Raw genomic sequence first — 20,359 nt, 5'->3', positions numbered from 1 at the left:
AGATCGCGGCGCAACGATCGCTCGTCCACCCCCCGCGCCACCGCGAACGAGGTACCCGGACGGGGTGGTTCCAGCACCTGGTCAGGCCGAGGCGCGGGCCCGTAGGCGCTGGCTGATCACCGTCGTGATGCCGTCGCCGCGCATCGCCACGCCGTAGAGCGCGTCGGCGATCTCCATCGTGCGCTTCTGGTGGGTGATGATGATCAGCTGCGACTTCTCCCGCAGTCCCTCGACGGCGTTCAGCAGCCGGCCGAGGTTGCGGTCGTCGAGCGCCGCCTCCACCTCGTCCAGGACGTAGAACGGCGACGGCCGGGCGCGGAAGATCGCGAGCAGCAGGGCGAGGGCCGTCAGTGACCGTTCGCCGCCCGAGAGCAGCGACAGCCGCTTGACCTTCTTCCCCGGCGGGCGTGCCTCCACCTCGATGCCGGTGGTCAGCATGTTCTCCGGGTCGGTCAGCACGAGCCGACCGTCGCCGCCCGGGAACAGCGTGGCGAAGACGATCTCGAACTCGCGGGCGGTGTCGGCGAACGCCGTCGCGAACACCTCGCGGACCCGCGCGTCCACCTCGTCCACCACGAGGAGGAGGTCCCGCCGGGTGCTTTTCAGATCGTCCAGCTGGGTGGAGAGGAACGCCGCACGTTCCTGCAGGGCGGCGAACTCCTCCAGCGCCAGCGGGTTGATCTTCCCGAGCCGGGCCAGCTGCTTCTCGGCCCGGGCCGCCCGGGCCACCTGCTCCGCGCGGTCGAACGGGACGGGCTGACCGTCTGGTTCGTCGGGTGGCACCGGAACGTCCGGGCCGAACTCGGCGATCAGGTCGTCCGCAGCGACCCCGTGCTCCTCGAGGGTCTTGGCCTCAAGAGTCTCGACGCGCAGCCGCTTCTCGGCGCGCGCCAGATCGTCGCGGTGCGCGGCGTCGCGCAGTGCCGCCAGATCGTTCGCCCATCCACGCACCTGTTCGCGGACGGTGCCGAGTTCGGCCTCGGTCTCCCGGCGGGCCGCCTCCGCTGTCTCGCGCTCGGCCGCCGCGGTGCCGAGCGAGCCCTCGAGCGCCACCAGCGCGGTGTCCGCCGCGGCGGCGAGTGCGGCCGCGGTGGCGGACTGGCGTTCCCGCACCTCGCGGCGCGCGGCGGCGGCGGCCCGCGCCGTCCGCTCACCCGCGGCGGTCCGCATCAGCGCCTCGGCGCGGCCGTGCAGCCCCCGCACCCGCTCCTCGCTGGTGCGCACCGCCAGCCGCGCCTCGACCTCCGCCGCGCGGACCGCCGAGGTCGCCGCCACCAGGCGGTCCCGCTCCGCCTGCGAAGGCTCACCGACATCCGGCTCGGCAGAGCTGGCCGCGAGCTCGCCCTCCAGCTCGGTGAGCGCCCCGTAGGCCTGGTCGCGCGCGGTCTCCGCCGCGAGTCTGGACCGCTCCAGGCGGGTGATCTCACCGGCGGCGGTACCACGGGTGCGGTCGATCTGCGCCAGATGCTCGGACAGCGCCCGATGCCGTGCGTCTGCCCCGTGCCGCTCGGCGAGGGCGGCGTCAATGGCTGCGCGGGCCCGCTCCACGGCCTCACGGGCCGGGCCCAGGTCCTCACGGGACGCCTCCCGGCGGGCCAGCGCCTCGATCGCCCCGCGGTCCGCCTCGTCCGCGGCGGCCTGGACCTCCAGGACTGACGGCGGCGTGGCGCTGCCGCCCAGCGCCGCCCGCGGACCCAGCAGATCGCCGTCTCTGGTGACGACTGTCGTCTGAGGGTGGCAGGCGAGGACCTGCCCGGCCACCTCCAGATCGTCGGCGACGACGGTGTCTGCGAGAAGATCCTGGACCGCGGCCTCATAGCGCGCATCGACCACCGTGACCAGGTCGAACGCCGGCACGGACCCGGCAGGCAGCGCAGCGCCGGACGATGCTCCCCCGGATGGCTCCCCGCGGTCGGTGCGCGGCGGGTCTGCCGCCACGAGCGCCGCCCGGCCGGCGTCCGATCCGCGCAGCCAGCGCAGCGCCGCGAGAGCATCCTGCGGGGCGCCCACCAGCAACGCGTCCGCGGCCGGACCCAGCGCCGCCGCGATCGCCGCCTGCGCGCCCGGTGCGACGGTGACGAAGCTGGCCAGTCGTCCGATGATCTCGACCGACGCATCGAGCGGCGGGAGCTCGACGATGGTGTCCGGCTCGTCGCGGCGGGCACCGCGGCCGTGCCGCTTCTTCCCTCCCCGTCCCGGCCGGCCGGCCTCGGTGGCAGTGGATGTCGTCGATCCGACGCCCGCTGCCGTGGCTGCCACCGTCACGGAGGCGGTCGCCGGGTCGGAGGTGGAGGCCGTCTCCTGATCGTCCGGCCGAATCCCCGCCGCCGCGCGTTCGCTGGCCGTCACGGCCGCGGTCAACAGTGCGCTGGCGCCGTCAGCGGGAGCTAGGGACAGTTCAAGGGCTTCCCTGCGCGCCTGCCAGGAAGCCCGGTCACGCTCCGCCGCGCGCTCGGCGTCGCGAAGCGCATCCAGGCGTTCACTGGCCGCGCCGTGCACGACAACGGCCTCGCTGTGCCGTTCGGCCAGTTCGTCCCGCGCGGTCTCGATCCGCGCAAGCTCCGCGTCGAGCGCTGAGCGGGAACCCGCAGTCTCCTCGTCCCGCGCGTGCGCTGCCTGCAACGCCTCGGTCATCCGGATGATGTCGGCCTCGGCGGCCGCGGCGCGCGACCGGGCCGCCTCCACCCGCCCTGCGAGCCGGGCCAGGGTCTCGCGGTGATCCGACGCCGCCTTCGCGGCGGCGAGCAGGGCCTTCTCCTCGTGTGCCAGCAGCTCTTCGAGCGAGCCCCGGCGGGCCATCACCTCATCGAGAGTCTCACGGTCCAGCTCCAGCCGCTCGGTCAGCGCGAGCTCCTGTTCCCGGACCGCTGTGGCCTCCTGCTCGAGCTCCTCCGGGTCGCGACCGCCTCGGTGCTCCTCGGCGGCCCCCAGCAGCCGCGACCGCTCGGCCGCCAGCGATCTGCTGCCCCGCAGCCGCTCCCGGACGGAAGCGAGGCCGTACCAGGTCTCCGCCGCCCGCGACGCCCGCGGCACGGCCGCGGCGAGCTGGGCCTCGAGTTCCGCCTCCCGCCGCTGTCCATCGGCCAGCACCCGCTCGGTCCGTGTGACGCGGGTCCGCAGCGCCTCCTCGTCCGCCGCATCGGAGACGATCGCGGCCCGGGACGCCGCGAGGTCGTCAGCCAGCAGCCGCAGCCGGGCGTCGCGCAGCGCAGCCTGGATCACTCCGGCCTTGCGAGCGATCTCCGCCTGGCGGCCCAGCGGCCCGAGCTGCCGTCGCAGCTCGGCGGACAGATCGGTGAGGCGCGTCAGGTTCGCCGCCATCGCCTCAAGCTTGCGCAGCGCCTTCTCCTTGCGCTTGCGGTGCTTGAGGACGCCCGCCGCCTCCTCGATGAACGCTCGGCGGTCCTCGGGGCGTGCGTGCAGCACAGCATCGAGCTGACCCTGCCCCACGACCACGTGGAGCTCGCGCCCGATACCGGAGTCACTCATCAGTTCCTGGATGTCCAGGAGGCGGCAGGTTGTGCCGTTGATGGTGTATTCGCTCTCGCCGCTGCGGAACATCAGCCGCCCGACGGTCACCTCGGAATACTCGATCGGCAGCGCGCCGTCAGAGTTGTCGATCGTCAGCAGCACCTCGGCGCGGCCCAGCGCGGGACGGGACGGCGTGCCGGCGAAGATGACGTCCGACATCGTGCCGCCACGCAGAGCCTTGGCACCCTGCTCGCCCAGCACCCAGGCGATCGCGTCGACGACATTGCTCTTGCCCGACCCGTTGGGGCCCACGACACAGGTGATGCCGGGCTCGAGATGCAAGGTGGTCGAGCTCGCGAAGGACTTGAAACCCCGCAGGGTGAGACTTTTGAGATGCACCGGGCTCCGGGCGGCGGAGGGACGAAAAGCCGTGACCGGGCCGGCAACCGCCGGCCCGGACGAAGATCAGTCGACATTCGACCCGCTCATGGTACCGAGCGAGGCCCCGCACCCCACTCAGGCACCCCGGACACAGCTCGGGTGACCTGCGACATTCCGCCCACCGCAGCTCCCCGCCGCGACAACGGCCGCCACGAACAGCCGCCAGCTCAGCGCAGCTACGCCCGGCGTCAGGAGCTCACCAGCGCACACAGGCGCGGACCGCCAACGTGTGCGACAACTCGGACGCACCTGTCGCCGGACGCTCGGCACCGGGCCCGGCCCCTCCGCGGATCAGTCGGATCAGCAGAAGACCGACACCTCGGATGACTCACCCGGAATGAGCAGAAACCACTCCGGGTGACGTTACAGCCACTTCCAGTGGCCGTAAAATGGCACAACAAGGCCTCATCGTGCCGAGCTCGACCCCCACTCGCCGGGCACAACCCCCCAAGGAGGCAGCACTGGACATGAAGGATCCCTGCCCGGCAAGAGACAAGGGGCCCTCACCGTGCACGACATTGCATATGGGGCACCCGAAGTGCCCGGGATGTGAGTTACCTACGGAGCCGGATCAGGTGAGCGCGGGCTCGACCTCGAGTGAACGCACGTCAGCGGGGACGTCGACCCCGTCGACGAGTGCCTCGTTCACTGCCCGGACGCGCGTGAGCTCAGCCTCAAGCTCCGCCACCCGGGCGCGAAGACGGYGTACCTCGTACGAGAGACGCATGTCGCTRCCAGAACCGACGTGGCCGAAAAGGGCCTTCGCCATGGTGATGGTCCTCCACGATGAGTGACCTAGCGGGATGTTGGGGCGACGAGATCAGAAAGATCAGAGCGCGCCCCAGAGAATGACCTAAGAATCCCACGCCAGGCGACCGAAAGTCAAGAGCATGCCACAAGCCCCACTCACGGTCCGCCGAACATCAGAAAATCGCCGCTGTCGTACACCTCACGGGACACATGGCGCGGGACCAGACGCAGCAGGTTCGTCCGCGCTTCGCGCATGTGGCGGCGTCGACACCTGGCTTGTCCGGCGCCCGCCGCCTCCCACGATCGGGCCTGTCACCAGCAGCGATCATCTGCGGGTGCAGGGAAAACAGGGAGCCACCCCACATCCAGGCGCAGCAATGATCGCGTCGTCGTCWCTGTGATCGCATGGTCTCGTTGAGCAAAAGCAGACTTGCGTCAACGCGGCCTTCTCTGTGAAGTTCGACTCCGTTCGTGCGGGCGTCGCCGCGGATTACTCACTCGTTCAATCGAGCCCGGAAGCACGTTCAGCGCCGAAGGAACCCGTCCAATCCGCCCCGCGGGTCACTCCATACATGATCGACGCGATCCGTGCGCCCCGGGGTGTGTCCGGTGACCAGCAGCTCCAGCAGCGCCTCGCAGGCTCCCCGCTCGCCCTCGGCGATCACTGCGACCGCACCATCCGGCAAATTCGCCGCAGACCCGACCAGACCCATACGGCGCCCCTTGGTACGCACGTAGTCACGGAACCCGACGCCCTGAACCAGACCTTCGACCCTCGCGGTGAGGCGGACCACGTCCCTGCCGGAGGCGTCCTTCGTCTCGCGAATCTCGTTCATCGGAGCGGTAGGGTACTAGCCATTGTGGACACCATGTACATCGAGAGCGCGCAGCTCAACAGGGGCACCGAGGCCACCCTTCCGGCGGGGCGCGATCCGGGGACGCCGTCGAACGGCAGCACCGTCGGTGATCATGTGCGCATCCCTGGGCGATCAGGGCGGCGACGGTCGCTGGCGYGCATGGCCGCCGTGTGTTCGATGGGGGTCGCACTCCTCCTCTCCGGCTGTGGTCAGAACTTCGAGCAGGACGGCGGAGTGATCCCGGTGCCGCATGCCAGCACCGAGGGCTCCACCGTGACGCCGGCCGCTGTGCCGTCTGAACCGGTGATCGGCCCGGGCTACGCACCGCCCCGCGGTGAGCGCCCGACGCAGACCGCCGTCCCCAACCTGCCTGGTGGCAAGCTGTAGGTCAGGCTGATCGGCGTGGCTTCACAGCCACGCCGATTCGATCGGATCTCCGTTCGCGCCTTCCGCAGCTGGTGTCGTCTCCGCACCTGGTCTCGTCTACCAAGGCGGAGTCGAGTCGTCCCGCGCAGGTCACCTGCCCCCGCGGGTCAGCCGAGTTCCGGCCTCGCTCCGCGCCGCGCCGGCACGCGCCGCCCCTCCCCCAGATCTGCCCGTTGGCCGGCCCGGTAGCCGTCGCGGCCGCCCGATCCCGAGAGCTGACGCGCCCGGGTCGTACGCAGGCGCGGGTAGACGCGAGCCAGGTGAGCGTCGACGACACCCTCCCGGCTCGCCAACACCACGGCGACGGACCGCCGCTCGGACGCTCCGTCCGCCGCCGGCGGCTTCTCTGCTCCCTCCGCCCGGCGGCGCGCCGCCTCCTCCGCCTGGGCGAGTCTGTCCCGCACCGCGACGGAGAATCCCGCCATCCAGGATCGCCGGAAGGCCCGCGGGTCCTCCCACCGTGGTGGGTGCACCGCGGCGAGGCCATGCGCCTGCTGGACGAGCAGCGACGTGAACAGCATCTGCACACGTTCGATATCACCCGCCATGCCGAACAGGTGAGCGGCGTGGGCCGTGCCCGAGCCTGCAGGTTGGGTGCGGTGGACGAGCCGGCAGCCCAGCGGGTCCGCCACGCTGGCGAGCAGCGAGATCTTGTCCCGCGCGTAGGGCGCGTCGATGCCCATCACGACGTCTCCGGCGACAGCACCCGCTGGAGCAGCGTCCTCCAGCAGCGCACGGTCGATCCCGTACTGGGCGATGAGCTCCGCGGCCTTGGCGTTGTAGTTCTCCCGAGCTGCGTCGGGCAGGYCCTCGGCCTCCGCCATCGCCAGCAGCTTGCRGACGCGGCCAAGCAGAGCGTCGGGATTCATGGCGCCTCCGTCCACGGTCCTCCTCCGGAGTGGATACCAGAAGAGGACACCGTCTGTACGGCCTCGCCGAACCGGGGACGACAGCCTGCCGGCGGGGCTCCCTCACGGAACACCTTCAGCCGGCTTCCACCGTCAGCTCCCGGTCACGGCCATGAACGAGRCTGAATCGAATGTGTGTTCGATTCTACCATCGCGCACGGCGTGGCCGCGGTTGGCACACCGGGCAGGTGAAGCTGGAACGGTTCATGAACGCGTCCCGCTGGATGAGCGCCCCGCACCGCGAGCACTCCTGGCCACCGCGCCCATAGACCGTCAGGGACCGCTCGAACAGGCCGCTGACGCCCTCGGTCGAGACGTACAGCCGGTCGAAGGACGTCCCGCCCGCGGCAAGCGCTGCCGTCATCACCGTGCGGACGGCCTCAAGCAGGCGGGTGGCCTCCACCCGGGTCACCGATTCGGTCGGGCGGGCATAGTGCAGGCCGGCCGCCCAGAGTGCCTCGTCAGCGTAGATGTTGCCGACACCGCTGATCAGCGTCTGGTCGAGCAGCGCGCGTTTGAGGCCGGTCCGGCGCCGGCGCAGCGCGGCAACGAAGTGATCGGGGTCGAACTCGACGGAAAGGGGATCTGGCGCTATGTGGGAGATGGTCACCGGCAGCTCCGAACCCGGGACGACACAGAGGCCACCGAACGTCCGCTGATCGACGAAGCGCAGCTCACGACCGCCGTCGGTGAAGCGAAGACGAACGCGCAGATGAACCTGATCCGGGCTGTCCGCGGGGACCACGAGGAGTTGTCCGCTCATCCCGAGGTGACCCAGCAGCGCCTCGCCGGCGTTGTGCACCTCGTTCACGCTGCTCACGCCACTCATGCCGTCCGCGGCGGCCGGGCTGAGGCCCAGCCACAGGTACTTGCCGCGGCGAGACGCGGAGACCATCGTCCGCCCGGCCAGCGTGGCCTCGAAGTGATCGGCACCGGCGGCGTGGCGACGGACGGCCCGGGGGTGACGCACCTCCACCCGCGCGATCGTCCGGCCGACCACCCCTCGTTCCAGCCCGCGCCGGACGACCTCGACTTCCGGAAGTTCAGGCATCACCGGTGGCGCGCGCCGTGGGAGCGATCATCGGGGCTCGCCCGCCCTGGCCCCTGCGTCTCCGGCCGGAGTGTCGACAGTGCCGGCGCCGGCCGCGTCTGCCGGGCGCTCTGCGTCCTGGCGCAGTTCGGCTCCAGCGCTCTCGGCCGACCGCTTCTCCAGCACGGCGAAGGCCGTCGCCGCGGCCCGCTGCTCGGCCTCCTTCTTACTACCGCCCTCGCCCTCACCGAGAACCTCACCGGCGACCCGCGCGAAGGCCGTGAACCGTTTCGCGTGATCCGGGCCGGCCTCGGTGACCACGTAGTCCGGCGGACCGAGCCCGAGCAGCGCCGTCTGTTCCTGCAGTGAGGTCTTCCAGTCCAGACCCGCGCCGCGGCCGGCCGCCTCGTCGAGCAGCGGGTCGAACAGCCGGTGGACGAAGTCGGAGGCGACGTCGAGGCTGTTCGAGAGGTAGACCGCGCCGATCACGGCTTCCAGCGTGTCCGCGAGGATACTGGGCTTGTCCCGCCCGCCGGTCGCCTCCTCGCCGCGGCCGAGCAGCAGGTACGGCCCGATTCCGGCCGGGCCGAGGCGCCGTGCCACCTCGGCGAGCGCGCGCATGTTGACCACCGAGGCACGCTGCTTCGCCAGCTGGCCCTCCGGCAGATCCGGGTGGCGGCGGAACAGCGCTGCGGTCACGATGAGCCCGAGGACCGCGTCGCCCAGGAACTCCAGCCGCTCGTTGGTCGGCAGGCCGCCGTTCYCGTAGGCATAGGACCGGTGGGTCAGCGCCCGGTCGAGCAGCTCCGGATCGACGTCGACCTGCAGCGCTTCGACGAGCCCTTCCCGCGGCGGGGGAATCGACTGCGCCCGGCTCATCAGGACAGCCCCGCCAGCTCCCGGCGGCGCTCGACGAGCGTCGCCATGGCGTCACGGACCGATCCGGCGAGCCCTGCGCGCACCGTACCGACCGCCGCACCGACGGCTGCGGGCAGCGCTCCCGGCGGCACCGGTCCGACCACGGGCAGGTCACCCACCCGGACGGCTGTCCCGTCCACTCCCAGCACGATCATTCCCCCCTGAGGTTGCGAAGTGTCCGCCTGCCCCGGAGCTCGGCCCGGCTCGTCCGGCGCCCCGCCGATAGACGACCCCAGCGCGGCGAGCAGGACGTCCCCGGTGAACCCGTCGGTGACGACGACATCGGCTCCCGCCCCGGTGAGGAGCCTGTCGGCGGTCACCGGCCCGACGAAGTCGACACCGAGCGAGGCCAGCAGATCGCCGGCGGAGCGGCGCAGCGGGTCGAGCAGCGCCGGACGCGCCGACAGCAGACCGACCCGCGGGCTGTCGACGCCGTGCCGAGCCCGGGAGAGACGGGCCCCGGCCAGGGCGAACTGAGCGAGCTCATCGGCGGTGACGTCAACCGAACCACCGGCGTCACACAGGATCACCGGCCTGCCGGCAGGACTGATATGGAGGGTGACAGCCGCAGCGGCCCTGGTAGCCCCCGGGACGAGACCGAAGGTGAATCTGGCCGCGGCCAGGACGGCTTCCAGGGGCGCCAACGACACCATCGCGTCGGCCTGCCCATCCCGCACGAGCCGGGCCGCGATCCGCACGCCGCTGTCGCGGCGGGCGCGAACCTCACGTAGCGCGTCCGGGCCCGGTGCCACGCCGCGCCGGGCGTCGACCAACCGGACGCGCCCACCGGTGAGAAGCCCCCGCGCGGCGGCCACCGGTTCGACGTCGCCCGTGGGCGCCACCACGGTCAGCGTCAGCTGCGGATCACCGTCCAGCGCAGTGATCAGCTCGTCGAGGGCGCCTTCCGGGGGAAGACCCTCACCGACCAGGTCGACTGCGATGCGCGCCACACTGTCGTCAGACGTCGAGCACCTGACGATCGTTGTAGCGACCGCAGGTCGGGCACGCGTTGTGCGGGCGGATCACATGCCCACGGGCGCACTTCGCCAGCGTCGGCACCTTGGCCTTCCACTGCGCGCGACGAGACCGGGTGTTGCTGCGCGAGGTGCGCCGCTTCGGGACGGCCACTAGTCCTTCTCCTTGTTCTCAGTGGTGGCGGGATCCGCGGCGAGGCCGGACAGCGCCGCCCACCTCGGATCCTGCCGGTTGTGGGAATGGTCCGGGCCGACCTCGTCGAGGCGGACGCCACAGTCGACGCACAGGCCGGCACAGTCCGGACGGCAGACCGGTGACAGCGGCAGGCTGAGCACCATCGCGTCACGCACCACCGGCCCGATGTCGGCATGATCGTCGACAAGGACTCCGATGTCGTCCTCGTCCTCGATCTCGACCACCCGGTCGGGGTAGTAGAACAGTTCCCTGATCTCGACGGATGCCGTGTCGCTGACCTCATCCAGGCAGCGGCCGCACTCCCCTGACAGCGGCGCCGTGACGACGCCGCTCACCAGGACTCCCTCCATGACCGACTCGAGCCTCAGGTCGAGCGCCACCGTGGCGCCCGCGGGCACCCGCAGCATCTCGGTGCCGAAGTCGGACGGCTGGACGATCGTGGTCTCGACACGGCGAAGCGAACCCGGCCGGCGGCCGAGTTCACGGGTGTCAAGCACGTAGGGACCCCGAGGGGCGCGTCGACGTACTCGTTGTGTGGTCATGGCTGTCACAGCAGATGTTCTCACGTCGCGGTCGTTGCGGGACTGACCAGAGAGCAGGGAACCGATCGTACCGATCGGAGATCGCCCGCCCCACCCCTCCCGGCAGCCGGCGGAGGCCAGCGACGAGCGGCCGGCGGACCCGCCAGCCAGCCCGGGCCGGCATGGAACAGGCCGGATCCGGACGGGAGTGCGCACCCACGTCACCGGGCACGGACGACCAGCCTATCCGATCGGCGCTCCGGCACCCGACGTCAGCCGGACATGACCCGTCATGCCGCCGCGTGCCGCCGGCATCCCGCCCCACTGCTCCCCGCTCCGGGAGAGCGCGACCTCCGGCGCCCTGCCGGTCCTCCCGACTGCGCCGGCCCTGCCGACGGCGTCCCTGGACCCGCCGGCGTCGACACCTGCCGCGTCGACGCGGGCCGGCTCCTCCAGCTCGCCGGCCGGTCCATGGCCGACGGGCCCATAGCCCCCGGGCTCCCCCTGCCGGGGAACCATCACGTGCTGATCGCCACCGGCCCAGCCGCCGGCCGGTCCGGCCCCGCCCGCACCCGGACGCGCCCCACCCATGCCCATTTCGGCTCCGGTTGGGTCGGCCGACCCAACCATGCCGGGAGCACCGGCTGCACTGGCCATCGCCGCCCGTGAGGCGAGGCGCTCCCGCCCCCGCGTCACCGAGGTGAGCGTGCGGTCGAGCAGCTCCTCGAAGCCGGCGAGCTTCCCGTCGACGTAGGAGTCGATCTGGCTGCGCATGTCCTCGGACTCCCGACGGGCGGCAGCCATGATCGACGCCGCATCCGACTGGGCCTGGACCACGACGGCGCTGCCCGAGGCAAGGCGGGCGCCCTCCCGACGGCCGTCAGCGACGATGGCCGAGGCCTGGCGGTGCGCGTCATCGATGATCGCCTCGCTGTCCGCCAGGATCCGGTCGGCGTCAGCGAGCCGCTCGGGCAGTCGGGCCCGTAGATCCTCCAGAGCCTCCAGCATCTCGGCCCGGTTGAGCACGCAGGACGCCGACAGTGGCATCGCCCGCGCACCCTCGACCAGGGCGATGATCAGATCGAGGCGCTCAGCGAGATCGTCCATGACCGGTAGGTTACGACCGGCCGCCAGGGCACCCGGTAGCGACACTCCGCTAACGCACGTGGATCGACCACGGAGATACAGAAGCCCGAAATCAACGCAACGCGACGCTCCCACTACGGCTCGCAGGTACCTCGCGGATGCGGCACCTGGCAAACGGCAGACCATCCGGTCCGCGACGGGCACCGCGGACCGGATGGGTGACCGGACTCCGAGGGCGGGTGGTCACGAGGCCGAGCGGTCGCGCAGTCCCTTGAGCACGACGTCCGGCACCAGGCCCGAGACGTCGCCGCCGTAGCGCGCGACCTCCTTCACCAGACTCGACGAGAGGAACGCGTACTGCGGGTTGGTGCTCATGAACAGCGTCTCCACCCCCGCCAGCGAGTTGTTCATCTGCGCCATCTGGAGCTCGTAGTCGAAGTCGCTCACCGCACGCAGGCCCTTGACGATGGACTGGACCCCCCGCACGCGGCAGAAGTCGACCAGCAGGCCGTGCGACGTGTCCACGACGACGTTGGAGGGCGAGTCGGGATGACTTCGCACCGCCTGCCGGATGAAATCCATCCGCTCGTCGATCGTGAACAGGGTGGCCTTCGTCTTGTTGATCCCAACGGCGACGACGACCTCGTCAAAGAGCCTGCTGGCCCTGACGATGATGTCGAGGTGACCATTGGTGATGGGGTCGAACGATCCAGGACAGACTGCCCTCCTCATGATCGATTACCGTACCAGAGGACACCCTCTCCGTACCTGCGCTCACGGAGCGCGACAATCCCGTCGGGCCAGGTCACGGGCGCCCCCCGGGCTGCCCGCTCGACCACGCAGACACCGCCTCCCGCCAGCCACCCGCCACTGGCCAGCCGCCTCAGCACGACGTCGACCTCGGCGTCGGGAAGGGCGTACGGCGGGTCGAGGAAGACGACGTCGTACGGCTCGGCCGGATCGACCTCCACCACCCGTGTGACCGGCGAGCGGACCACCTCGGCGCCGGGCAGCCCGAGCGCCTCGACATTGCGGCGCAGGACCCGTACGACGCCTGGGTCCCTGTCGACCAGCAGGACGTGGGCCGCTCCGCGGGACAACGCCTCGAGGCCGACCGCACCGGAGCCCGCGTAGAGATCCGCCACCCGGGCACCAGTCAGGTCGATCAGGGTCGCGAGGGTGTTGAACAGGCCCTCCCTCGTCCGGTCGGACGTCGGTCTCGTCGTGCCGCCCGGTGGCACGACCAGGCGCCGTCCGCCGGCCCGCCCACCCACGATCCGCGTCACTGCCGGGTCAACCCTTCTCCAGGAAGGCCATACTCGTCTCGTCCAGCGCGTCGGCGAGCTGACGGCGCAGCACCGGGAGCGACCGGAGCTCGGGATCCTCGGCGACGATCGTCGCGGCTTCCTCGCGTGCGGCGAGAATGAGGTCCTCGTCCCGCAGCAGCTCCAGCAGGCGCAGGGACCGGCGGCCGCCCGACTGGGCGGCGCCCAGGACGTCGCCCTCCCGGCGTTGTGCCAGGTCGAGCAGCGCCAGCTGAGCACCATCCGTGGTCGAGGCGACGGCGCGCAGCCGTTCGGCGGCCGGCGCCGCCGCCTCGACGCAGGTCTGCAGCAGACAGACGCCGGGAGCCCGGCCACGCCCGACCCGCCCGCGGAGCTGGTGAAGCTGGGACACACCGAACCAGTCAGCGTCCAGCACGATCATCACGGTGGCGTTCGGGACGTCGACGCCGACCTCGATGACGGTGGTCGCCACCAGCACGTCGACCTGGCCCGCGGCGAAGCGGGTCATCACGTCCTCCCGGGCCGCTGCCGGCATCCGCCCGTGCAGGCCCTCGACCCGCAGGCCGGCGAGCTCCCCCGCTGCCAGCCGGGGCAGCGTCTCGGCGACTGTCGCGCCGACCCGCTCGCCGGCGGCACCGTGCTCGGCGGCACCGTGCTCGGCGGCGGCGCCCCGCGGGCCGGACGACGCCGCCTCCGCGGCGTCGTCCGTTCCCTCGCCGATCCGCGGGCACACCACGTACGCCTGGTGCCCGGCGGCGACCTCCTCCCGCACGCGCCCCCACATCCGTGTCATCAGCACCGTGTTCACCTCGGGGACGACGAACGTCGAGATCGGGGACCGGCCGGCCGGGAGCTGGTCCAGCACGGAGACCTCGAGGTCGCCGAAGACCGTCATCGCGACCGTGCGCGGGATGGGCGTGGCGGTCATGACCAGCAGATGGGGAGGCCGGCGGCCGCGGGAGCGCAGCTCGTCGCGCTGTTCCACCCCGAACCGGTGCTGCTCGTCGACCACGACCAGCGCGAGGTCGTGAAAGGTGACGTCCACGCCGAGCAGCGCATGGGTGCCGACGACGAGGCCCACGCTGCCGGCGGCGAGCGCGGCGAGCGCCTCGCGCCGGGCCCGCGCGGGCATCGATCCGGTCAGCAGCGCGATCCGGGTCGCCGGGCCGTCCACGCCGAGTTCGCCGGCGCGGGCCCGGTCACCGAGCAGGGCGAGCAGGCTGCGGTGATGCTGGGACGCGAGCGTCTCGGTGGGTGCCAGCAGCGCCGCCTGGCCGCCCGAGTCGACTGCTGTCAGCATCGCTCGCACAGCGACGACGGTCTTGCCCGAACCGACCTCGCCCTGCAGCAGCCGGTGCATGGGGTAGGCCTTGGCCATCTCCGCGTCGATGGTCTCGCCGACCGAGTGCTGGCCTTCGGTGAGGTCGTAGGGCAGCCCGGCGTCGAAGGCGTCACGCAGCCCGCCGGCGCGGCCCGGCCGGGCCTCGGTCGCGACCAGCTCCGCCTGGCGACGGCGGCGGGCCAGGGCCACCTGGACCACCATGGCCTCGTCCCACTTGAGTCGGACGCGGGCGGCGGCCACCTCAGCCCGCGAGGCGGGCCGGTGGACGAGCTCGTAGGCCCGCCGAAGCCCGACCAGCCGGTGCCGGGCACGCACCGGGCCCGGCAGCGGATCGTCGATCTCGCCGAGCGAGTCGAAGACCAGCCGCAGGCAGTGGACGATGGTCCAGCTCGCTACCTTGGCCGTGGCCGGATAGATCGGGACCAGCGAGCCGGCGAAGTCGACCGGCCGCTCGCCGGCCGCGCTGGCTTCGGCTCCGCCATCGCCGCCCCGCTCGCCGCCGGGTTCGTCCGGATCGGCGGGGCCGTCGAGCAGGTGCACCTCGGGATGGATGAGCTGGCGGCGGCCCCGGAACTCGGCGACCTTGCCCGCGAACATCGCGGTCGTTCCGGGGACGAGCGCCTTGGCTCGCCACTGCTGGTTGAAGAAGACCAGAGAGAGATGGCCGTTGCCGTCGGTGACGGTGATCTCCAGCCGGCCGTTCTCCCGCCGGCGCGCCCGCTCGGACGGGTCACGCCGGGCCTTGTGCACGACGACCTTCGTGACCCGCGCCTGGACCGTGGCGATCTCACCTACCACGAGCTCGTTCAGGTCGGTGAGCTCGCCGCGCTCGTGATAACGCCGGGGAAGATGGTTGAGGAGATCACCGATCGTCAGCAGATCCAGCTCGCTGGCGAGAAGCGCAGYGGAGCGGGCACCGAGAGGCCCCTTCAGCGGCGAGTCGAGATCGAGCACACCATGCATAGTGCACCTGGCCACCGACAGTTCCCGCCGCCCCAGCCACCTTCACGGCACCGGAGCGTGGCCCGCCGGGCTCGGAGCGGCACAGGGCATCGGCCCGCGCGGGCCGGCCCGTCGTGATCGGGCGTTGCTAGGGTAGCCTCGCAGTCGACTACAGGCTAGAGCGGCCGGCGATTCCCGGCCATCGCTATTGACCCAATCGCTATTGACGGAGTGTTCTCGTGTCTTCGGTGTGTGACGTCTGCGGCAAGGGGCCGGGCTTCGGCATGTCGGTCTCCCACTCCCACCGGCGCACCCGCCGTCGCTGGAACCCCAACATCCAGACCGTCCGCGCCATGGTCGGCCGGACACCCAAGCGGCTCAACGTGTGCACGTCCTGCCTGAAGGCGGGCAAGGTCAGCCGCGGCTGACCTGCACCGGTCAGTCTGATCGGCTGGCCAGCCGGGGCCCAGGAGCCCCGTGAGGGCGTCCTCGCCGGACTGGTGCAACCCCGGGCCGGTCGCACGGGCCCCGTAGCGCCGGGCAGGCAGTCATYGGCTACTGTCCCGGCATGGGAGCCTCCACGCGCAGGACTCGGCTCGTTCTTCTGTTCGGCGGGCGCAGTTCGGAGCACGCGATCTCGTGCGTGTCAGCCGGCGGAGTCCTGCGGGCTCTGGACCGGTCCCGTTATGACGTGATCCCGGTTGGTATCGATATCGAGGGCCGTTGGGTCGTCGTGCCCGACGACAGCCCCACCCTCACCGCGGCGAGTGCCGACCTCCCCACCGTCGACGCGGCGGCTGGTCTTGGCGTGACTCTTCCGCCGGATCCGACCACCGCCCGCCTGCTGGTTCGTGACCCGGTGGCCACCCTGCGGGACCTGGGCCCCATCGACGTGGTCTTCCCTCTCCTGCACGGACCGTTCGGCGAGGACGGCACCATTCAGGGTCTGCTGGAGATGAGCGGGCTGCCCTATGTCGGCTCCGGCGTGTTCGCGAGCGCCGCGGCCATGGACAAGCACCACATGAAGCGCATCCTGGCCAGCGCCGGGCTTCCGGTCGGTCCCTACAGCGTGCTGCGGCCGGAACAGCGCCTCACCGAGGAGGACCGCGACCGGCTCGGGCTGCCGGTCTTCGTCAAGCCCGCGCGCGGGGGCTCCAGCATCGGGATCAGCCGGGTCGACGCCTGGGCCGACCTGGACACCGCGCTGAAGGCGGCCCGCGCCAGTGACCCCAAGGTGCTCGTCGAAGCGGCGGTCGTGGGCCGGGAGATCGAGTGCGGTGTGCTGGACCGCCTGGACGGCTCGGGGCCGGAGGCCAGCGCACCGGCCGAGGTCATGGTGACGTCGTCCGCCGGCTTCTACGATTTCGAGGCGAAGTACGTCTCCGACGGTGCCCGCTTCGACGTGCCGGCCGCCCTGCCGGCCGCGATGACCGAACGGGTGCGTGCGACGGCTGTCGCTGCGTTCGAGGCGCTCGACTGTGCGGGGCTGGCACGGGTGGACATGTTCGTCACCCCCGCCGGGCAGATCGTCCTCAACGAGGTGAACACGATGCCGGGATTCACCCCGATGTCGATGTTCCCGCGGATGTGGGCGGCCAGTGGCCTCGAGTACGGGCCGCTGGTGGACCGTCTCATCCAGCTGGCCCTGCGCGACGGCGCTGGTCTGCGCTGACCACGCGCGCCGCCGGCGTGGCAGGAGGAATCATGGCCAGCCCGGGCAAGGGCGCGGGCGGCCCCGCCTGGTCAGGCCGTGGTGGCGCGGGTGTGCGCGCTGACGGCGGCAGCCAGCGCCACCAGGACCTCGAAGGCCTGCCGGTCCGCCGGCAGGGTGACGACGACCTGGGGCACCCTGGTCGGGGTCGAGTACCGGATCCGGTCACCGACGTCCTCCGAGAACCAGCCGACCCCGTCGACCTCGGAGAGCAGTGAGGTCGGCTGGTACCCGGCCGCGACACCCGAGGCACCGCAGGTGAGAACGACCGGATCCGGGCCGAACGCGGCCGCTGTGGCGACGGGAGGCTCCACCTCTCGGCGACCGAGGCCCTTGCCCAGCGAGCCGGGCAGGGCGCCAGTCAGCGCCGAACAGGCAGCCTGCTCCTCARCCGCCGGGGTGGGCACTCCGGTGATCGACACCGGGCCGGGCCCGCCGCAGGCGGTGAGCGACGCCGCCGCGAGACAGACGAACCCGGCAAGGTAGGACGGCGACCGCCCCCTCCACCTCGCGCCGGTTCCTTCGCCTCGCACCCCACGCTGCCCCAGCGACCCACACCGGCGCACGACGCCGTCGCCTCCCGTGATGACGTTCAGTAGCCCGCCGTCAGAAGTGGACCACGGGACAGGTCAGGGTGCGGGTGATGCCGTCCACGGCCTGGACCCGGGACATCACGAGCTTGCCCAGGTCATCGACGCTTGACGCCTGTGCACGCACGATGACGTCATACGGGCCGGTCACATCTTCGGCCTGGGTGACCCCCGGGATCTGCTCGATCTCCTTGGCCACCGATGCCGACTTGCCGACCTCGGTCTGGATAAGGATATACGCGTGTACCACAGACGCTCCCTCGTCGGACGTCGACAGCCCGTCGAGCAGACACGGGCTGACAGAAGGTAACAGGCAAACGGGCCGGATGAGAGGGTCTGAGGCGAGGAATTTGCTCTGATCGCCCAACTGACGCGGAGGAACCGCGCCCCACCGGCGATGAACTCGGCCTTTGGCGGCCTCCCACCCCGCTCCCACCCGCACTGTGAGGATCCCCACGCATGACCCCATCAGTACGGCGGGTGCCCGCCCCGCCGCGGGTGCTGACCGTCGCCGGCTCTGATTCCGGTGGCGGCGCCGGCATCCAGGCGGACCTGAAGACGATGCTCGCACTCGGCGTGCACGGGATGAGCGCAGTTGTGTCGGTCACCGCACAGAACTCGGTGGGCGTACACGGCGTCTGGGACCTGCCACCCGAGGCGGTACGCGCCCAGATCCGCGCCGTCGCCGACGACATCGGCCTGGACGCCGTCAAGACGGGCATGCTCTCGTCCGCGGCGCTCGTCGAGACCGTGGCACGCGAGCTGGCCACACTCGGGGTGCCCAGCGTCGTCGACCCGGTCGGCGTCTCCAAGCACGGTGACCCGCTGCTGGCTGCCGACGCGGTGGAGGTGGTTCGCTCCGAACTCCTTCCCCACGCCACCGTCGTCACACCGAACCTGGACGAGGTGCGTCTGCTGACCGGTGTGGATGTTCACAGCGAGACCACGATGCGCCGGGCCGCCGAGGCCCTGCTCGCCTTCGGCCCTACCTGGGCCCTCGTCAAGGGCGGTCACCTGGCCGGCGACGCCGTGGACCTGCTCACTGACGGCTCGCGCGACGTCTGGCTACGCTCGACTCGGCTGCAGTGCATCCACACCCACGGGACGGGCTGCACCCTCGCCTCCGCCATCGCCGCCCACCTGGCGCGCGGGGCCGACGTCCCGACGGCGGTGCGGGCCGCCAAGAGATACGTGACCGGTGCGATCGCCGCGGGGTTCCCCCTGGGCGCCGGCATCGGCCCGGTGGACCACRCACACCTGACCCGGCACACCTGACCCGGCACACCTGGCCCGAAACTCGGTGGACCCGCTGGCCTGCCGTTGACGGAAGCTGATGTTCTCACACCGCGAGATTCGAACACACTTTCGAAGCAACGTCCAGCAGGCACGCCCGTGGGCCTCGCGGAGCCGATCCGGGCGTCTGATTGAATCTCCCCGGCCGCAGCTGGAGCGCTCGCACAGCGGGCCCGGACGCACCATGCGATGTGACGCATCTCAAACCCTGGCGCAATCGACCCACCGTCGTGGAGGCAGCCCGTGAGGGAAACCAGTACCGGCATGATCACTCCCCCGGGCGCTGACCAGCACTGGTACACGATCGTCGGTGGCGCGCCGCTGACCGGGTCCGTCGAGGTCTCCGGGGCGAAGAACTCGGTCACGAAGCTGCTCGTCGCCACCCTGCTCACCCCCGAGCCGTGCACCCTGACCAAGGTGCCGCGCATCGTCGAGGTGGACGTCGTGCTCGGCATGCTCGCCGAGCTGGGCACCCAGGTCGAGTGGCTGGACGCGCACACGGTGCGGGTCGCGACGCCGCGGATCGTCGACGCGTCGCTCGCCGAGGCCTACTCCGGGGTCAACCGGATCCCCATCCTGATGATGGGCCCGCTGCTGCACCGGGTCGGCGAGGCGGTCGTCCCCCTGCCCGGCGGGTGCCGGATCGGCAAGCGCCCGGTCGACTTCCACCTGCGCGGGCTGCGCGCGATGGGCGCCGAGATCACTGAGCAGCTGCGCTCGGTCGAGGTCAAGACGCTGGGTCTGCACGGGGCGCACGTGACGCTGCCGTTCCCGAGCGTCGGAGCGACCGAGAACCTGCTGCTCGCGGCCGTCCGCGCCAAGGGCACCACGGTGATCTCCAACGCCGCGGTGGAGCCCGAGGTCATCGACCTCATCCTGTTCCTGCAGCAGATGGGCGCGCTGGTCGACGTCGAGGTCGACCGCACAATCGTCGTACAGGGCGTCGAGGCCCTGCACGGGGCGACGCACGCGCCGATCCCCGACCGGATCGAGGTCGCCTCGTTCGCCGCGGCGGCGGTCGCGACGAACGGCCGGGTGGACGTCGTCGGCGCCCGCCAGGAGCATGTCGCCACCTTCCTCAACCACCTGCGCCGGCTCGGCGGCGAGTTCGAGGTCAGCCCGCACGGCCTGACGTTCCGGCGGGCGCGCGAGCTCACCGCGACCCACGTCCAGACCGACGTCCACCCGGGTTACATGACCGACTGGCAACAGCCGCTGACGGTCCTGCTCACCCAGGCCAAGGGCGTGTCGGTGATCCACGAGACGATCTACGAGGACCGGTTCGGCTACACCCGCCAGCTCAACGAGATGGGCGCGGACATCGCACTGTCGACGATCTGCCTCGGCGGCAAGGGATGCCGGTTCGCCTCCCGCGACTTCGAGCACTCGGCCGTCGTCAGCGGGCCCACCCCGCTGCGTGGCACGGACCTGGAGATTCCCGACCTGCGGGCCGGCTTCGCCTACGTGATGGCCGCGCTCATCGCGGAGGGATCCAGCCTGATCCGCGGCACCCGTTTCCTGGAGCGCGGCTACGAGGACCCGGTCGGCAAGCTCCGGTCGATCGGTGCGCTGATCGAGACCCGCCCGGCAGGCGCCCCCGCGGCCGGCTGAACGCCG

At 71.5% G+C, this 20,359-nt stretch carries 20 protein-coding genes; 5 read left to right on the top strand and 15 right to left on the bottom strand.

What is annotated here, in order from left to right; genetic code table 11:
* Positions 1-81: 81 nt before the first annotated feature.
* The 3 genes from CC117_RS04665 to CC117_RS04655 form a co-directional block, all read right to left on the bottom strand.
* A complete protein-coding gene (locus tag CC117_RS04665) occupies positions 82-3,870 on the bottom strand; it encodes a chromosome segregation SMC family protein (RefSeq protein ID WP_071082518.1) in 3,789 nt (1,262 codons plus the stop codon).
* A 613-nt stretch (positions 3,871-4,483) separates the two neighbouring features.
* Complete coding sequence (locus CC117_RS04660) at positions 4,484-4,681, bottom strand: hypothetical protein (RefSeq protein ID WP_071082517.1); 198 nt, start codon at positions 4,679-4,681, stop codon at positions 4,484-4,486.
* Between the two features lie 505 nt (positions 4,682-5,186).
* Positions 5,187-5,498 carry an acylphosphatase gene (locus tag CC117_RS04655; RefSeq protein ID WP_071082516.1) on the bottom strand — a complete coding sequence of 104 codons (312 nt, stop codon included), beginning with the start codon at positions 5,496-5,498 and terminating at the stop codon, positions 5,187-5,189.
* Between the two features lie 198 nt (positions 5,499-5,696).
* On the opposite strand from CC117_RS04655, the gene CC117_RS38675 reads away from it, so the two are divergent.
* Positions 5,697-5,906 (top strand): hypothetical protein, encoded by a 210-nt coding sequence (locus CC117_RS38675; protein WP_241829842.1) that lies wholly within the window; start codon positions 5,697-5,699, stop codon positions 5,904-5,906.
* Between the two features lie 146 nt (positions 5,907-6,052).
* Here the strand turns inward: CC117_RS38675 and CC117_RS04645 are convergent, their stop codons facing one another.
* The 10 genes from CC117_RS04645 to CC117_RS04600 all read right to left on the bottom strand — a co-directional run bounded on the left by CC117_RS04645 (position 6,053) and on the right by CC117_RS04600 (position 15,169).
* On the bottom strand, positions 6,053-6,814 hold the full coding sequence (locus CC117_RS04645; RefSeq protein WP_071082514.1) for a DUF2786 domain-containing protein: 762 nt from the start codon (positions 6,812-6,814) through the stop codon (positions 6,053-6,055).
* 184 nt (positions 6,815-6,998) lie between these two features.
* Positions 6,999-7,904, bottom strand: coding sequence for a bifunctional DNA-formamidopyrimidine glycosylase/DNA-(apurinic or apyrimidinic site) lyase (gene mutM, locus CC117_RS04640; protein ID WP_071082513.1), 906 nt, complete (start codon positions 7,902-7,904; stop codon positions 6,999-7,001).
* Positions 7,905-7,931: 27 nt separating this feature from the next.
* Positions 7,932-8,762 (bottom strand): ribonuclease III, encoded by an 831-nt coding sequence (gene rnc, locus CC117_RS04635; protein ID WP_071082512.1) that lies wholly within the window; start codon positions 8,760-8,762, stop codon positions 7,932-7,934.
* The gene (locus tag CC117_RS04630; RefSeq protein WP_071082511.1) at positions 8,762-9,751 is read right to left on the bottom strand and encodes a phosphate starvation-inducible protein PhoH; all 990 of its coding nucleotides are present in this window, start codon (positions 9,749-9,751) and stop codon (positions 8,762-8,764) included. Before CC117_RS04630 ends, rnc begins: the two co-directional genes overlap by 1 nt.
* 7 nt (positions 9,752-9,758) lie before the next feature.
* Positions 9,759-9,929: a 50S ribosomal protein L32 gene (gene rpmF / locus CC117_RS04625; RefSeq protein ID WP_018640585.1), complete on the bottom strand. Its 171-nt coding sequence runs from the start codon at positions 9,927-9,929 to the stop codon at positions 9,759-9,761.
* Complete coding sequence (locus CC117_RS04620; protein WP_071082510.1) at positions 9,929-10,513, bottom strand: YceD family protein; 585 nt, start codon at positions 10,511-10,513, stop codon at positions 9,929-9,931. Before CC117_RS04620 ends, rpmF begins: the two co-directional genes overlap by 1 nt.
* Before the next feature lie 222 nt (positions 10,514-10,735).
* A complete protein-coding gene (locus CC117_RS04615; RefSeq protein ID WP_071082509.1) occupies positions 10,736-11,599 on the bottom strand; it encodes an ATP synthase F0 subunit B in 864 nt (287 codons plus the stop codon).
* A 222-nt stretch (positions 11,600-11,821) separates the two neighbouring features.
* The gene (gene coaD, locus CC117_RS04610; RefSeq protein WP_071082508.1) at positions 11,822-12,310 is read right to left on the bottom strand and encodes a pantetheine-phosphate adenylyltransferase; all 489 of its coding nucleotides are present in this window, start codon (positions 12,308-12,310) and stop codon (positions 11,822-11,824) included.
* Positions 12,307-12,864 carry a 16S rRNA (guanine(966)-N(2))-methyltransferase RsmD gene (rsmD, locus tag CC117_RS04605; protein ID WP_071082507.1) on the bottom strand — a complete coding sequence of 186 codons (558 nt, stop codon included), beginning with the start codon at positions 12,862-12,864 and terminating at the stop codon, positions 12,307-12,309. The genes coaD and rsmD overlap by 4 nt, the downstream gene beginning before the upstream one ends.
* A 7-nt stretch (positions 12,865-12,871) precedes the next feature.
* Complete coding sequence (locus CC117_RS04600; protein ID WP_198541733.1) at positions 12,872-15,169, bottom strand: ATP-dependent DNA helicase RecG; 2,298 nt, start codon at positions 15,167-15,169, stop codon at positions 12,872-12,874.
* 218 nt (positions 15,170-15,387) lie between these two features.
* Between CC117_RS04600 and rpmB the strand changes: the two genes are divergently transcribed.
* Together rpmB and CC117_RS04590 are read left to right on the top strand one after the other, a co-directional pair.
* On the top strand, positions 15,388-15,576 hold the full coding sequence (gene rpmB, locus CC117_RS04595; RefSeq protein ID WP_026311627.1) for a 50S ribosomal protein L28: 189 nt from the start codon (positions 15,388-15,390) through the stop codon (positions 15,574-15,576).
* Between the two features lie 140 nt (positions 15,577-15,716).
* A complete protein-coding gene (locus CC117_RS04590; protein WP_071082506.1) occupies positions 15,717-16,820 on the top strand; it encodes a D-alanine--D-alanine ligase family protein in 1,104 nt (367 codons plus the stop codon).
* Between the two features lie 71 nt (positions 16,821-16,891).
* Here the strand turns inward: CC117_RS04590 and CC117_RS04585 are convergent, their stop codons facing one another.
* Together CC117_RS04585 and CC117_RS04580 are read right to left on the bottom strand one after the other, a co-directional pair.
* Complete coding sequence (locus CC117_RS04585; protein WP_084131529.1) at positions 16,892-17,392, bottom strand: DUF3515 family protein; 501 nt, start codon at positions 17,390-17,392, stop codon at positions 16,892-16,894.
* 73 nt (positions 17,393-17,465) lie between these two features.
* Positions 17,466-17,699, bottom strand: coding sequence for an Lrp/AsnC family transcriptional regulator (locus tag CC117_RS04580; RefSeq protein ID WP_018640576.1), 234 nt, complete (start codon positions 17,697-17,699; stop codon positions 17,466-17,468).
* A 209-nt stretch (positions 17,700-17,908) separates the two neighbouring features.
* Between CC117_RS04580 and thiD the strand changes: the two genes are divergently transcribed.
* A complete protein-coding gene (gene thiD, locus CC117_RS04575) occupies positions 17,909-18,724 on the top strand; it encodes a bifunctional hydroxymethylpyrimidine kinase/phosphomethylpyrimidine kinase (protein WP_071082505.1) in 816 nt (271 codons plus the stop codon).
* A 282-nt stretch (positions 18,725-19,006) separates the two neighbouring features.
* Positions 19,007-20,353 carry a UDP-N-acetylglucosamine 1-carboxyvinyltransferase gene (gene murA, locus CC117_RS04570; protein WP_071082504.1) on the top strand — a complete coding sequence of 449 codons (1,347 nt, stop codon included), beginning with the start codon at positions 19,007-19,009 and terminating at the stop codon, positions 20,351-20,353.
* Positions 20,354-20,359: the final 6 nt, after the last annotated feature.

It is taken from the genome of Parafrankia colletiae, from assembly GCF_001854655.1.
Lineage (GTDB): Bacteria > Actinomycetota > Actinomycetes > Frankiales > Frankiaceae > Parafrankia > Parafrankia colletiae.
Note: the sequence above shows the minus strand (reverse complement) of the source record. Positions and strands in the feature narration are given on the sequence as shown.

What these genes read in the sequence shown, in the direction of transcription:
- CC117_RS38675 (WP_241829842.1), top strand. Translation starts at nt 5,697, where the DNA reads ATGGGGGTCGCACTCCTCCTCTCCGGCTGTGGTCAGAACTTCGAGCAG.
- mutM (WP_071082513.1), bottom strand. Translation starts at nt 7,904, where the DNA reads ATGCCTGAACTTCCGGAAGTCGAGGTCGTCCGGCGCGGGCTGGAACGA.
- CC117_RS04590 (WP_071082506.1), top strand. Translation starts at nt 15,717, where the DNA reads ATGGGAGCCTCCACGCGCAGGACTCGGCTCGTTCTTCTGTTCGGCGGG.
- CC117_RS04615 (WP_071082509.1), bottom strand. Translation starts at nt 11,599, where the DNA reads ATGGACGATCTCGCTGAGCGCCTCGATCTGATCATCGCCCTGGTCGAG.
- coaD (WP_071082508.1), bottom strand. Translation starts at nt 12,310, where the DNA reads ATGAGGAGGGCAGTCTGTCCTGGATCGTTCGACCCCATCACCAATGGT.
- murA (WP_071082504.1), top strand. Translation starts at nt 19,007, where the DNA reads ATGATCACTCCCCCGGGCGCTGACCAGCACTGGTACACGATCGTCGGT.
- CC117_RS04620 (WP_071082510.1), bottom strand. Translation starts at nt 10,513, where the DNA reads ATGACCACACAACGAGTACGTCGACGCGCCCCTCGGGGTCCCTACGTG.
- CC117_RS04655 (WP_071082516.1), bottom strand. Translation starts at nt 5,498, where the DNA reads ATGAACGAGATTCGCGAGACGAAGGACGCCTCCGGCAGGGACGTGGTC.